General features: G+C 67.7%; 9 protein-coding genes. 7 read left to right on the plus strand and 2 right to left on the minus strand.

From position 1 onward, the window contains the following. Window positions 1–3: 3 nt before the first annotated feature. The gene (locus tag AC3ITM_RS10225) at window positions 4–3,588 is read right to left on the minus strand and encodes an ATP-binding protein (protein ID WP_489264743.1); all 3,585 of its coding nucleotides are present in this window, start codon (window positions 3,586–3,588) and stop codon (window positions 4–6) included. Window positions 3,589–4,010: 422 nt separating this feature from the next. Between AC3ITM_RS10225 and AC3ITM_RS10230 the strand changes: the two genes are divergently transcribed. From AC3ITM_RS10230 to AC3ITM_RS10245, 4 genes are all read left to right on the plus strand, one after another. Continuing rightward, window positions 4,011–4,544 carry a fimbrial protein gene (locus tag AC3ITM_RS10230; protein WP_489264744.1) on the plus strand — a complete coding sequence of 178 codons (534 nt, stop codon included), beginning with the start codon at window positions 4,011–4,013 and terminating at the stop codon, window positions 4,542–4,544. Window positions 4,545–4,619: 75 nt separating this feature from the next. Beyond that, window positions 4,620–5,387 (plus strand): fimbrial biogenesis chaperone, encoded by a 768-nt coding sequence (locus AC3ITM_RS10235; protein WP_489264745.1) that lies wholly within the window; start codon window positions 4,620–4,622, stop codon window positions 5,385–5,387. Window positions 5,388–5,479: 92 nt separating this feature from the next. Then, window positions 5,480–8,074 (plus strand): fimbria/pilus outer membrane usher protein, encoded by a 2,595-nt coding sequence (locus tag AC3ITM_RS10240; protein ID WP_489264747.1) that lies wholly within the window; start codon window positions 5,480–5,482, stop codon window positions 8,072–8,074. 140 nt (window positions 8,075–8,214) lie between these two features. Continuing rightward, a complete protein-coding gene (locus AC3ITM_RS10245; protein WP_489264748.1) occupies window positions 8,215–9,267 on the plus strand; it encodes a fimbrial protein in 1,053 nt (350 codons plus the stop codon). 33 nt (window positions 9,268–9,300) lie between these two features. Here the strand turns inward: AC3ITM_RS10245 and AC3ITM_RS10250 are convergent, their stop codons facing one another. Beyond that, a complete protein-coding gene (locus AC3ITM_RS10250; protein ID WP_489264750.1) occupies window positions 9,301–9,756 on the minus strand; it encodes a hypothetical protein in 456 nt (151 codons plus the stop codon). A 483-nt stretch (window positions 9,757–10,239) separates the two neighbouring features. Here AC3ITM_RS10250 and AC3ITM_RS10255 point away from each other — a divergent pair, with 483 nt between their 5' ends. From AC3ITM_RS10255 to AC3ITM_RS10265, 3 genes are all read left to right on the plus strand, one after another. Then, window positions 10,240–12,270 (plus strand): acyltransferase family protein, encoded by a 2,031-nt coding sequence (locus tag AC3ITM_RS10255; RefSeq protein WP_489264752.1) that lies wholly within the window; start codon window positions 10,240–10,242, stop codon window positions 12,268–12,270. A gap of 53 nt (window positions 12,271–12,323) precedes the next feature. Continuing rightward, a complete protein-coding gene (locus AC3ITM_RS10260) occupies window positions 12,324–12,620 on the plus strand; it encodes a hypothetical protein (RefSeq protein ID WP_489264754.1) in 297 nt (98 codons plus the stop codon). Window positions 12,621–13,111: 491 nt separating this feature from the next. Then, entirely contained in the window at window positions 13,112–13,777 is a 666-nt protein-coding gene (locus AC3ITM_RS10265) for a response regulator (RefSeq protein WP_489264756.1), read from the plus strand. The last annotated feature ends 19 nt before the right edge of the window (window positions 13,778–13,796 follow it).

A 13,796-nucleotide genomic window follows, 5' to 3' on the forward strand; every position in this document is an offset into this window, starting at 1 on the left:
GCGCTACCTCAACGTGTCCCGATACAGCACCATCACCCGCTGCACCTGCTCCAGGGCACTGCGCTGCCGGGCCACGCCGTCGGCCGCCACGGCAGTGCTCAGGTCGCGCAGGTGGCGGGCGATGTCCACGGTGCCGGCCGCGCCGGTGCCCCCGGCCATCCGGTGCAGGGCATCGTGGGCCTTGTCCGCATCATCGGCGGCCAGGGCGGCCTGCAGGTTGTCCAGGTCGGTGCCCAGCGCCTCATGCAGGGTGGCGGCGATCTGTGCGGCCACCGGGGCGGAGCCGAAGCGGGCCTGCAGGGTTGCAGCCGCGGGCAGGTCGCTGGCCCAGTCCGGATCGACGCCGGGCGCTGCGGCATCGCCGCCCCCCTTGCCGGCGGCGCTGGCCAGCACCAGCCAGCGTTGCAGGGCCGCCCGCAGCTGTTCCAGCGTGACCGGCTTGGTCAGCACCTGGTCCATGCCGGCGCGGTAGCAGCGCTGTTCCTCCTCCGGGCTGGCACTGGCGGTCAGGGCGATCACCGGCAACCGCGCACTGCCGTGCGCCTGCTCCCGCCCGCGCAGGGTTTCGGTAAAGGCATAGCCATCCATGCCTGGCATCCGGCAATCGGTGACCACCACCTCGACGGCCTGCGTCTCCAGCACGGCCAGACCGGCCGCGCCATCGGCAACGATCACCGCATCCAGCCCCAGCTGCTGCATCCGCCAGCGCATCAGGGCCTGGTTGGTGGGATGGTCTTCGAGCACCAGCACCCGCTGGCCCGGCACGAACTGCGCGGCGGCCGCGCCCTGGCCGGCGGCGGCGTCGACCGCGACCGGGTCCACCACCGCCAGTTCCAGCTGCACATGCACCTTGGTGCCGCTGCCCAGCGCACTGTTCAACTGCACGCTGCCGTGCATGGCCTCCACCAACCGCTGGCAGATGGTCAGGCCCAGGCCGGTGCCGCCATAGTGCTGGCTGATGCTGGCCTCGGCCTGGGTGAACGGGCGGAACAACCGCTGCTGGGCCTCGGCGGAGATGCCGATACCGGTATCGGCGATGGTAATGCGCAGCTGCTGGCGGCCATGGTAATGCCCAAGCAGGTTGACGCTGACCTGGATGCCGCCCTGCGCGGTGAACTTGATCGCGTTGCTGAGCAGGTTGAACAGCACCTGGCGCAGGCGCAACCCGTCCACCAGCAGGTGGCCGGCAACCTCGGCGTCGATCTGGCAATCGAAGGCCAGCCCCTTGGCCTGGGCCTGCGGCGCCAGCAGCGCATGCACGTTGGCCACGGTGGCGCGGATGTCGGTGGGCGACGGTGCCAGCTGCAGGCCACCGGCCTCGATCTTGGAAAAATCCAGGATGTCATCCAGGATCTGCCGCAGCATGCGCGCCGATTCGTCGATCACGCCCAGTACCTGCCGTTGCGGCGGGGTCAGGCCGGCGCCCTCGAGCACCTCCAGCATGCCCAGCACCCCGCTCATCGGGGTGCGGATTTCGTGGCTCATGGTGGCCAGGAATTCGGCCTTGGCGGCGGTAGCGCGCTCGGCAGTGGCCTTGGCTTCGGCCAGTGCCAACGACTGCGCATGCGCCTGGGTGATGTCGATCCAGTAGCCGCTCCAGCGGATGCTGCCGTCGTCGGCATGGTAGGGCGTGCCGCGCGAGCGAACCCAGCGCCAGCCATCGGCGCCCTGCGCGCGGAACTGGGTGTCGATGGGAAGGAAGTCGCGCGCCGCCTCGGCGAGCATCTGCTGCAGCACCGGCTGGTCGTCGGGATGGAAGCGCGCGAACAGGTCGCGCTCGTCGCGCATGGCCTGCCCGGCGTCGATGCCGAACAAGGCCATCATGTCGCCGACGATGAACGGGAACGACAGCCCACCTTGCCGGTCCTGCTGGAACTGGTAGACCACCGCCGGCAGGTTGTCGGTGACCTCCTCCAGGCGCTGCTCCACGCGGCGGCGTTCGCGCACTTCGCGGCGCAGCCGCCAATGCCCCACCCCGTGCACCACCACCGCGGTGGCCAGCACCATCAGCAGCGGTGCCAGCCAGCGCAGCATCCGCCGCCAGTCCAGCCCGCTGCGGTACTCCACCGCCAGCCAGGCGCTGCGGATCGCCTCGCGCTCGCGCGGGGACATGTCCATCAGCATGCGGTCGAAGCTGCTGACCAGCGGTGCATACTTGTCGCGCACGCCCAGAGACAGGCGGTCTTCGATACCGGTGGGCGCGGAGATCTGCAGGTCGCCGCTGTGACGCTCGCGCAGCAACCGGTCGACGATGCCCAGGTTGCCGATGTACGCGTCGGCGGTGCCGGCCCGCACCATTTCCATCGCCTGTTCGGCGCTGCGCGCCTCCAGCACGCGCGCCCGTGGGGCCTGGGCCAGCAACCGCGGCTGCAGGCGCTCGCGGTCGCTCAACACCACCCGCAGGGTATTGAGGTCGCGCATGTCCAGCACGGTCTCGCCGTCGCGACTGGTCACGATCACATTGGCCACGGTCAGGAACGGGCGGCTGAACACCCAGCCCTTGCCGGGCGCGGCAGTGTCGTCGGGGATGCCCATCACCGCGTCGAGCTGGCCGTCGCGCATCTTGTCGCGGATCTCGCGCCAGTCGCGCACCGGCACCATGTTCAAGGTAGCGCCCAGGGCGCGGAACGGTTCCAGGTAATCCTCCGCTAGGCCGCTGGGCGAGCCGGCCGCATCCAGGAACGAGATCGGCGCGGCATTGGGCGCAAAGCCCATGCGCACCGGTTGGGCAAGCGTGGCCACTTCGCGCGCGCTCAATAGCGGGCGGCCCTGCCGCCCCCACTCCAGCGGCGGCAGCCAGCGCGTACGCAGCGCCTGCTGTTGTGCGCGGCTGGTCTGCGCCATGGCCTGGTCCAGCGCCTCGGCCAGCGGCTGCTTGGCATTGGGCACGGCGAAATGCAGGCCGTCCAGTGGCACATCGCTTTGCCGCACCAGGCTCAGCGCGTACTCGCGGTGCGTCTTGATGAAGGCCACGGCGACGTAAGGATTGCCCAGGTAGGCATCGGCCCGGCCGTCGGCCACCATGCGCAGGGCTTCTTCGGTGGTGGGCGCCAGCACCTGTTCGGCCTCGGGATAGCGCAGGCGCGCCATCGCCGTGGTCGGGAAGTCGCGTTCGGTGACCAGCTGCAGGTGCTTCAGGTCCGGGTCCTGCACCACGCGCTGGTCATGCTTGCGCCCGACCAGGGCCACCGGGATTTCGGCATAGGCATCGGTGAACACCATGCAGCGGGTGCGCGCGGCGGTCAGCGCGACATTCATGATCAGGTCGACCTCACCGGCACAGGTGGCCTGGATCAACGCGTCCAGGTCGGGGTAGACCTTGACGGTGATCTGTACCCCCAGCTTCGGCGCCAGGGTACGCAGGTACTCGATGCCCATGCCCTGCAACTGCCCGTCCTGCATGTACTCGAATGGTGCCCAGTCCAGCCCGGCGATGCCCAGCACGATGCGCGGGTGCGCCTGCAGCCAGGCGCGTTGCTGTTCGCCCAGCACCAGCGGTTCAGCCGGCGCCGGCGATGCAGACAGTGGCGGTGCGGCGGACGGGGTGGCAGCAGCCACCCACGGCAACAGCATTCCGAGCAACAGCAAGCGTGTAAGCCAAGTGCCGAACATGGTGTCGTTTTCCCCCGGAAATAACCTGTCGCTGCGGCGCGCTGGGCAGGCCGCCGGTGCTGCGGACGCTGCGGTAGCCTTCCTACGGCGCGGCCCCGCCTGCATTGTCTGCTCCATTCAACCACTTCGCGCGGCCGCACAGGGCCGCCCCCGGCACCGCCTCGCATGCTGCACATTGGACTTGTGCAGCGTGCGTGAACATGTGATGAATCCAGCCGGGACGCCCTAGCGTTTTCGTAATAGTTGCATATCCGTGCCCTCCCGGCCTGCCTATTCTCCCCTCGTCCTGCACAGGGACGGCAACGGCCGCGGTCGTCGCTCCTCATTCCGCCGCTGCACCCACTTTCCAACCCGGTGGCGGTAGAACCGCGCCCCATCCATCGATAAAGAGAGAACCCATGAAGACCCTTCTGCGCACCACCGCCCTGGCCCTTGCCCTGGTCGCCACCCCGGCCGCCTTCGCCGCCGACGGTGAAATTGAATTCAACGGCACCATCACCGCCAACAGCTGCCCGATCACCATCACCAACCCGGGCGGTGCTGCCGGCAAGGTGCCGCTGGGCACCGTGTCCAAGTCCGCGCTGGCCGCCGCCAACGACGTGGCCGGTGCCGGCACCTTCAGTCTGACCGTTACCCCGGGCGGCGGTTGCACCCCCGGCACCCGCGCCACGGTCAGCTTCGTGTCGCTGAGCGGCTCGGCCGGCCCGGGCGGCGAATGGTTGAACCTGGTCGGCGCCGGCGGCACCGGCGTGGCCGAGAACGTGGCGGTGCAGATCCGCGATGCCTCGGGCAACCCGCTGCCGCTGGGCGATGCGTCGGTGGAATACAACCCGGCCAACCCGATGCGCTTCACCGTCAACTACATCGCCACCGGTGCCGCCGTGGAAGGCAGCGCCGATGCGCGCGCCGCGTTCACCGTCAACTACCTCTGACGGCTTCGATGGAGGGCGCCCCGTCGCCCTCCATCGCACTGCATTCCCGCCCCCCGCTTCCGGAGCCTGCCTGCCATGTCCCTGACCGCTTCCTGTTCCGCGCTCGGCGCTGCCCTGTGCGCGGCACTTGGCCTGATGACTTTCGCACTGCCCAGTCAGGCCGGTCTGATGCTGGGCGGCACCCGCCTGATCTATGACGGCAACAAACCCAATGCGGTGATCTCATTGACCAATACCGCCGACCGCCCGTATGCGGTGCAGGTATGGGTCAATACCGCCGCCGACGATGACAGCATCACCGTGCCGTTCATCGCCTCGCCGCCGCTGCACCGCCTGGCCGCCAAGAAGGAACAGCTGCTGCGCGTGACCCGCATCCCCGGCGAGTTGCCGCAGGACCGCGAGTCGGTGTTCTACCTCAACACCCAGGAAATACCGTCCAACGAAGCCGGCGACGAAAACACCTTGAAGATCGCGCTGCGTACGCGGATCAAGCTGTTCTACCGCCCGCCGGGCCTGAAGGGCAATCCGCTAGACGCGCCTAGGGCACTGGCCTGGAGCGTGCTGCAGGACAACGGCCGCACGGTGCTGCAAGTGGACAACCCCACCCCGTACCACGTCACCTTCAATGCGATTGAAGTCGATGCCGGTGGGCGCAGTGTGCGCCTCAACGATGCGGCCATGGCCGCGCCGCTGTCGCAGCAACGCTATGTCCTGGAGCCGCTGTCCGGCGCGCCGCCGCTGAAGGTTACCTATTCGGTGATCAACGATTACGGCGGCTACAGCGCGCCGGCCACCGTCACCGCCCAGCCGGCCACGCTGCTGGGCGCGGCGCCGGCGCGCTGACCGCGCTGCCGCAGAGCACCGCACTTTCACCGCCGTCTTTCGCCGCCCTGGCGCTTCCGCGCCGGTAGTCGCCTGCACCCTGGATTCCGACGATGTCCGTACTGCCCTCCCACCGACCGCCACGAGGCCTTCGCCCGACCCTGCTGGCACTGGCCATCGCCGGTGCGGCCGGCGCGGTCCAGGCCAACACCATGGACGACCTGGCCGAGTTCGATGCGGCGTTTCTGCGCCCGGTCGGCAGCGGCGATGCGCCGACGCTGGACCTGCAGGCGATCGCCCGCGGCGCCGCGGTAACCCCGGGCACCTACCTGGTCGCGCTGCGGGTCAACCACGAATACATCGACCGCCGCGAACTGCGCATCGATGAAGTCGGCCCCGGCCGGCTGCAGCCGTGCCTGTCGGCGGCACTGCTGACCGAGGTCGGCGTGAAGCTTGACGCCTATGGCAGCGACGAAACTCCCTTGGCCGACTGCATCGACCTGACCGCGCTAATCGACGGCGCGCACCTGGACTTCGATGCGGCGGCAATGAGCGTGGACCTGAGCGTGCCGCAGATTGCCATGCGGCGCAATGTCAACGGTTATGTCGATCCGCGCCGCTGGGAGGATGGCGTCAACGCGGCGATGCTCAATTACCAGTTCGCCGCCGCGCACAGTGAACGCAACGGCCAGCAGGCCGATATGCATTTGTCCGGCGGGTTCAACCTGGGTGCCTGGCAGCTGCGCAGCGCCGGCTCCTACAGCTATACCCGCGGCCAGCGCCTGCAGGATGAAGCCGGCAATCCGCTGCCCGGCCAGGTCAACCGCCGCCGTTGGCAACGTTCCTATACCTACCTGCAACGCGACCTGCCCGGTACCCGCGGCCGCCTGACCGTGGGCGAAACTTTCACCCCCGGCGACGTGTTCGACAGCGTACCGTTGCGCGGGGTGCAGATCGCCAGCGACACCGGCATGCTGCCCGACTCGATGCAGGGCTATGCGCCGATCGTGCGCGGCATCGCCGAATCGCGCGCGCGGGTGGAGATCCGCCAGAACGGCTACTCGCTGTACAGCAGCTATGTGGCACCCGGCCCGTTCGAGATCAACGACCTCAACGCCGGCGGCGGCCGCGGCGAGTTGGAGGTGATCATCACCGAAGCCGACGGCCGCGAACGCCGCTTCACCCAGCCGTTCGCCAGCGTGGCCAACATGCTGCGCCAGGACATCTGGCGCTACAGCGCAAGCGTGGGCGAATACAACCCGGCCGACAGCGGCGACAGTGGTCATGCGCTGCAGCGCCCGCGCTTTGGCCAGGTATCGCTGGCGCGCGGCATGGCCCACGACACTACCCTGTACGGCGGCGTGCTCGGCAGCGGCTTTTACCGCGCCGGCACGGTCGGCGTGGGCAAGAGCCTGGGGCGGCTGGGCGCATTGTCGCTGGATGCCACCCACGCCATCACCGACCGTCCCGATGGTGGACAGGACCAGGGCCAGAGCTACCGCCTGCAATACGGCAAGGGCTTTGCCAGTGGCACCAACCTGCGCTTTGCGGGGTATCGCTACTCCACCCGCGCGTTCCGTGATTTCGGCGAAGCCGTCCGCCAGCAAGACCCGCTGAACGACGATTTTTTCGGCACCAAGCGCAGTCAGGTGACCGCCAGCGTCGCCCAGCGCCTGGGCCAGTACGGCTCGGTCTACATGAACCTCAACCAGCGCACCTTTTGGGGCGACAGCCGCACCCAGCGCGAGGCGCAGATGGGTGTCAGCACCCAGCACCGCGGCATTTCCTATGGGCTGTACCTGAGCCGTACGCTGAGCAGCGACGGGCGCAGCGACAACAGTGGCACCCTGACCGTATCGATGCCGCTGGGCCGTGCCGGCCGATCGGTCACCTATACCGGCAACCGTGCCCACAATGGTGATCTCGGCCATCGCATGGCGATGACGGGCCGCGCCGGCGACGCGCGCCAGTGGGACTATGGCGCAGCGGTCAACCGCAGCGACCGCGGCCGGACCGGCGCCTCGGGCAGCCTGGGCTACCGGGCGCCTTGGGCACAACTGGGCGCCAGCGTGGATGTCAGCGGCGGCCACACCAGCACCGCCGTCAGCGCCAGCGGTTCGCTGCTGGCCCATGCCGGCGGCATCACCTTCGGCCATGCGCTGGGCGACACCATCGGCCTGGTCGAAGTGCCCGGCGTGCACGGCGTGGGCCTGAACAGTGCGCCCAATGCACGCACCAACCGCGGCGGCTTCGTGGTGGCACCGTATCTGCTGCCCTACCGCAGCAACCGGCTGATGCTGGACACCAGCGCGCTGCCCAGCGACATCGACGTCGAGCACGGCATTGAAAGCGTGGTGCCGCGCCGCGGTGCGGTGGTCAAGGTCGGCTTCCAGGTGCAGCGCTCGGTCAAGGCCTTGGTCAACGTGCGCCTGCCCAATGGCCAGTTCCCGCCGTTCGGCGCACGCGTGGCCGATGCCGACGGCAGCCAGGCCGGCGTGGTCGGCCAGGCCGGGCAGATTCTGTTGGCCCTGCAGGAAAGCGGTGTGTTCAATGTGCAGTGGGGCAACAGCGCCGACCAGCAATGCCGCCTGCCGGTCAGCCTGGACAGTAGTGACTACGCAGAAGGATTCCGGCTGATGACGGCGACCTGCGATTTCGGCAACCGCCTCACGCAATCACGTACCTCACTCCTTGGAGAGTCGCTTTGAATCCATCTGCCCGCCACTCATCCCGCGTCGCACCTGGCCAGCATGGGTCTTCTTGTTCCATGGCAACGCAACTGACGCCTCAACTTGCCGCATCCAGCCCGCCACCCCAGCGTGCACGACATCATTTGATACGCCTGTGCATGGCCGGCATTCTGCTCATGGTCAGTTCTTCAGCCTGGTCTGCATGCAGATTTACCGACAACACAGGCGGCCGGGTAACGACTTACAACCTCAATACCCTATCGGTACCGCGCGACGCGCCGACAGGCTCCATCATTGGCACTATCAACCTGGCCCGAACAACGTTCTTCTCTCCATCAGCATCTTACAGTTGCTCCAACGGCTCGCTCGCCGACTTCAGGGTCCTGGAGCCCATCGTCGATGACATTCCGTTGGGTGGCGGCCTGAGTGTTCCGCCTGGACGAATCATCAAGACAAATGTGCCGGGCGTCGGCGTTGCCGTATGGCTCGGCGGCGTATTTGCGGACGGCAACAATTTCGCCTACGACGACGGCCCTTGGTGGCCGGCCCGGGCAATCGCGTTCAGGGACATCCCCGTACTCAACAACTCCCTCAGCGGCGTCCGGGTCAACGTAATCAAGATAGGTGACATAGCGCAGGGACCGCAGGCCGTGGATACCATGGTTGGTCATATGGTGTCCGACGATGGATACCCTGTTTTTTCACTTCGTGTACTAGGTACGGTACAGGTCACTGGATGCATGCTCCCCTCCGCTCCGGGCAACAATATCCCGGTGGCGATGGGTGATGTGCCGCAACGTGCTTTTCAGGGCCCCGGCAGCGGCGCCCCCGCGATTGATTTCAGCATCATACTGAACTCCTGCACTGCGGGTACCTATCCGTCAGTCCCGGGGAATTTCTTTGAGGGCAACTTTGCCAATATCCAGCTTGATGCGATCCGCGGCTCCAGCGTGGTCGACGCCGACCGTGGCATCCTTGGCCTGAGTCCCAGTGCAAACCCCGACGAGGACGCCACCGGTGTGGCCGTGCAGGTGCTGCAGGCCGACGGCAGCACGCCGATGACGCTGGGCATGCCGGTGCGGTTGAACCGCATCACCGATGGCACCACGCTTGTGCCGTTGAAGGCACGCTACATCCAGACCGGAGATGGGCATGCGCCTACGCCGGGCACGGCAAATGCCTATGCCAGCTTCACCGTGACCTATCGCTGAGTCGGTCCGTTGACGGGTACCTGCCCGCAGGTATCAGTCCTTCGGCGATGTCGCCGAGGCCGATGGCGCGATGCGCCCCTGCATCAGCGGATGCAGCGCAACCAGCTCGATCTGGTCGGGCTGGCCCAGATGCAATGGCGCAGGCGATGCCGGCTGCTGCCCCGGCACGTCGCCATGCATGGTCAGGCGACGCAACATCGGCTCACCGTCCTGGCCCTGGCGTATCCACAGCAACACCTCATGCTCCTGCAGGCGCACCTGGAACTGCCAGGCCCCCTCGTCCCACCGCCAGCCAACGCCATCGTGGACATAGTGCAGGCCTGACACGCGGTGGGCATGGCCATCGGCCGGCGCCACGATGCGCGGGCCGTCCACCGGGGTTGCCGCCAGCCGTAGCGTGGAGGGGTCCACTTCCACCGTCCAGTACCGATTACGCAGGATCAGAGGTTCGCCATGTACCGGCAGCGACATGGCGGCAACGACCAGCATGGACATCCAGCAACTCGGGCGCACAACGGTTCTCCGATTGGGGGAGCTTCCATGCTGCGCCGGGTACAGGAGCCGGGCGGATGCGATTATCACGAAACCTTGATTGAATTATTGAATCGATTTGCTCCAGTGAGGTGCTGCGGGAAATGACGCAGTGCCACCGATTGGTGCTGCGCGGCAATGCCCGCCGTGCCATCGTCTACCGCGCCAATGCCCGTCCTCCCGGGCATGTCCGTCCGCAGGCGCGATGCGCGCGCTCGGTGCGACCGACGTTGCATGACGCATTCGGCGCGAAGCCGCGCACGCGCCGGCTTTATCCGCGCCCAACGCAGACTTTCGGCATGGTTCCCGTCACAGCGAACGCGCACTAGGCTGGGCCGCTTTGGTGCTGCAGCACGGCCCGCCGCTTGAGCGCAGGGCGGCTGACACGCCCGCAACGAAATGCGGGCGGCACTGCACCTGCCCCTGTCAGAGGATTCGCGCATGCTCAAACCTGCTTCCGGCTATCTCCCCGGCATCGACGGCCTGCGCGCGATCGCGGTGCTGGCGGTGCTGGTCTACCACGCCGACTACCTGCCGTGGCTGCCGGGTGGCTTCACCGGCGTGGACATGTTCTTCGTGATCTCCGGCTTTGTGATCAGCCAGTCGTTGTCCGAACGCAACACCACTGGTTTTTCCGACTACCTGCTCACCTTCTACCGGCGCCGGCTGCTGCGCCTGCTGCCGGCCCTGCTGGTGGTGCTGGCGGTCAGCTTCATGCTGTCGGCAATGCTGCTGCCGCAGGTGTGGCTCAGCGAGCAGAACAACCGCACCGGCATGGCCGCGTTCCTGGGCCTGAGCAATTTCGTGCTGGCGTTCAATACCGACACCTATTTCTCGCCCAGTGTCGACCTCAACCCCTACCTGCATACCTGGTCGCTCGGCGTGGAGGAACAGTTCTACCTGCTGTTCCCGGGCATCTGGTACCTGTGGCTGCGCCACCGGCAGCGCGTACCGGCACTGTGGGCAGTGCTGCCGGTACTGGCGCTGGCCTCGCTGGCGGTCAGCGCGGTGCAGAGCGGGCGCGATCCACTGGCCGCGTTCTACCTGCTGCCGTCCCGTTTCTGGGAACTGGCCGCCGGTGCGCTGCTGTACCAGCTGTTGCGGCGCCGGCCGCTGCAGGCGCGTACCAGCGGCACGCTGACCGTGCTGATGCTGGCCGGGCTGGGCCTGCTGCTGGCCGGTTTCCTGCGCGCCGACGCTGCCCACTTCCCGATGCCCTGGGCACTGGCCACCGTGGCCGGGACGCTGCTGCTGATCACCGCGCTGGTGGTGCCCGGCACCGGCGCGCCGCCGCTGCTGCACCGTCTGCTGCAGGGCCGCGTGGCCGGCTACCTGGGCCGGTTGTCGTATTCGCTGTATCTGTGGCATTGGCCGGTGGCGGTGTTCATCCGCTGGACGGTCGGCTTCGAGCTGCTGGCCGTGCAGCTGGCCTACCCGCTGCTGGTACTGGGCCTGGCCGCCGCGTCGTACCATTGCATCGAGACGCCGATCCGCGCCGGCCGCAGCGTATTGCAGCGGCGCACCTGGGTGACCGCCACGGCCGCCGTGGCCGCCCTGGCGGTGGCGATGCCCGGCGCCCGCTGGGTCAGCGAGAACCCCGACCGGCTCTCGCTCAGCCGCACCGCCGATACCTACACCTGGATGGCCTACCGGCACGCGCCACCGGCGTCGGTGCAGCCGATCAATGCGCCGCAACTGCAGGGCCGCCAGTTGTTCGCGCTGGGCGATTCGCACACCGCCGCCTATCGCACCCTGCTCAGGCAGGTGCAGGTGCAGCTGGGCGTGGAAGTGATCGAACACGAGCGCGGCGGCTGCGGCGTGGTGCGGCTGATCGGTGCCGACCCGCCCGAGTGTGCCGACAGCCGCGAGGCGGCGCTGCAGGCGATCGAAGCGGCGGCCAAACCGGGCGACATCGTGTTGCTGGCCTCCCTGCGCATGCCTGAACTGGCCGGCCGCGACTGGGCCAGCGACCCCACCGGGACCTGGGCGGCGGTATTCGCCGAACTGGACCAGGGCCATCACGACGCGGCGATGCACTCTGCCCATGCCGTGCTGCGGCGCCTGCAGGCCGCCGGGCTGCAGGTGGTGATCGATGCGCCCAAGCCCTTGTTCAAGGCCTCGGCCAACCGCTGCTCGGACTGGTTCAACCGGATCAACCCGATCTGCGCACCCGGCCTGGAGGTGTCACGCACGCAGCTGCTGGCGCTGCGCGCCGACCAGCTGCGGCAGCTGGCGCAGCTGCAGGAGCACTACCCGCAGTTGACCGTGTGGGATCCGTTCCCGCTGCTGTGCCCTGGCCCGACCTGCTCGGCATTCGACGCCGAGGGGCTGCCGCTGTACTTTGATGCCGACCACCTCAGCGGCCACGGTAACCGCGTGCTGGCAGACGACTTCATCCAGGTGCTGCTGCGCGTGTGGGGCGTGCCCGCTGGCAGCGATGGCGCGCCGCATGCAGCGATTGGCAACCCGTGAACCCCGCTTTCGGTGGCGGCCGTATAACGCAAGGCTTGAACAGGGAGGACAGCGTGGATATCCCGCACATGGATCCAGGGCATGGCACACCCGCCGACTACAGTGATGTTCTGTACCGGGTGTATTTCGAGGTTGGCGAATGGCAGCAGGTCGCCCGCACCGCCCTGTGCGATTTTCTGCTCGAACGCAGCCAGGGCCATCCGGCCTTTCATTTCCAGCCGGCAGATTTGCGGGTCAAACCGCACGGCTACGAAGTGGATCTGCCCATGCAGTTGATCCCGGAAGTGGTCCGGGCGTTGGCCGGGCGCAACATTGCCATCTATCAAGTGCTGCGGCTGGACAGGGCCTGAGCGGCGCCGGTGGGGCCGCACGGTGTAGGAGTTTTACTAAACTGCTGGAACCGTGATCCGGCGCGCGCGCCGCTGTCGCCATTGCCTCGTTGGCGTACATGCATCGGCTACCCGGCTGACGGGTTTGCCTGCAATAGGCCAGGAAAACGGCGGTTGCGCGCCCTGCCCCGCGCAAGGTCCATGGACGCCCGCGTTGTGTTAACCGCGTAGCGAAAGCAGTGCTGCCACCGGGCTTTCGCTGCGGCCGGCGGGTGCGCCGCGCCGCGCTATTGATAGAAAATAAATATTGATTGCGCCTCTTCAAGCATAAAGATCAATCAACAAACGGCACCATCAGGGTTGATGCATGGGTATGTTCCGCACCGTCATCCCGCCCGCTCCTGTGCGGCGGAATGACGGCGTTGATGGTCATCACGGCCCAGCAGCGCCGCCTCCCGCATCCGGCGGCATGGCCCCTGGGTATCGTGCCCCGCAACGACAAGGAAGCTTGCATGGCTCGACTGTTGATCATCGACGACCACCCGCTGGTGCGTTCCGGCCTGCGCTGCGTGATGCAACACCAACCCGGCGTACAGGTGGTGGGCGATGTGGCCCTGCCCGAACAGGCACTGGAGCTACTGCGGCATACCCCCTGCGACGCGGTGCTGACCGACCTGGCCATGCCCGGTTCGTCCCAGCCTGACGGGCTGCAGTTCGTGCAGCAGCTGGTGCGCCACTACCCTGCGCTGACGGTGATGGTGCTGACCGCCACGCCCAACACCAGCATCGTCGGCGCCCTGCTCGCTGCCGGTGCGCGCGCGGTGATCGACAAGGGCGCCAGCGCCGGCGCGATCCTGGCCGGCATCGCCACCGCGCTGGCCGGCCGCCAGTACGTCAGTGAACGTTTCCGCCAGGACCTGATGGCGCTGGGCCACCTCCCGCAAGGCAGTGCCCGGCGCTGGCCGTTGAGCCTGCGCGAGCGGCAGGTGGTGCACCTGCTGTGCAGTGGCCAGACCCCACAGGTGATCGGCGAACGGATGGGCATCACCGTGGTCACCGTCTCCCGCCTCAAACGCACCGCCATGCGCAAGCTGGCGGCCAAGTCCACCTGCGAGCTGTACGGCGCCGCGCGTGAGCAGGGGTTGCTGGATGACGCGGTTGTGGCCGTGGCGTCGTAGCGCCGGGCCAGTATGAAAC

Source organism: Stenotrophomonas sp. KH_029 (genome assembly GCF_057839765.1).

Excerpts from the sequence above, each read along its gene's own strand:
- AC3ITM_RS10245 (WP_489264748.1), top strand. The coding sequence starts at position 8,215 with ATGGCCGGCATTCTGCTCATGGTCAGTTCTTCAGCCTGGTCTGCATGC.
- AC3ITM_RS10240 (WP_489264747.1), top strand. The coding sequence starts at position 5,480 with ATGTCCGTACTGCCCTCCCACCGACCGCCACGAGGCCTTCGCCCGACC.
- AC3ITM_RS10230 (WP_489264744.1), top strand. The coding sequence starts at position 4,011 with ATGAAGACCCTTCTGCGCACCACCGCCCTGGCCCTTGCCCTGGTCGCC.
- AC3ITM_RS10255 (WP_489264752.1), top strand. The coding sequence starts at position 10,240 with ATGCTCAAACCTGCTTCCGGCTATCTCCCCGGCATCGACGGCCTGCGC.
- AC3ITM_RS10250 (WP_489264750.1), bottom strand. The coding sequence starts at position 9,756 with ATGCTGGTCGTTGCCGCCATGTCGCTGCCGGTACATGGCGAACCTCTG.
- AC3ITM_RS10235 (WP_489264745.1), top strand. The coding sequence starts at position 4,620 with ATGTCCCTGACCGCTTCCTGTTCCGCGCTCGGCGCTGCCCTGTGCGCG.
- AC3ITM_RS10265 (WP_489264756.1), top strand. The coding sequence starts at position 13,112 with ATGGCTCGACTGTTGATCATCGACGACCACCCGCTGGTGCGTTCCGGC.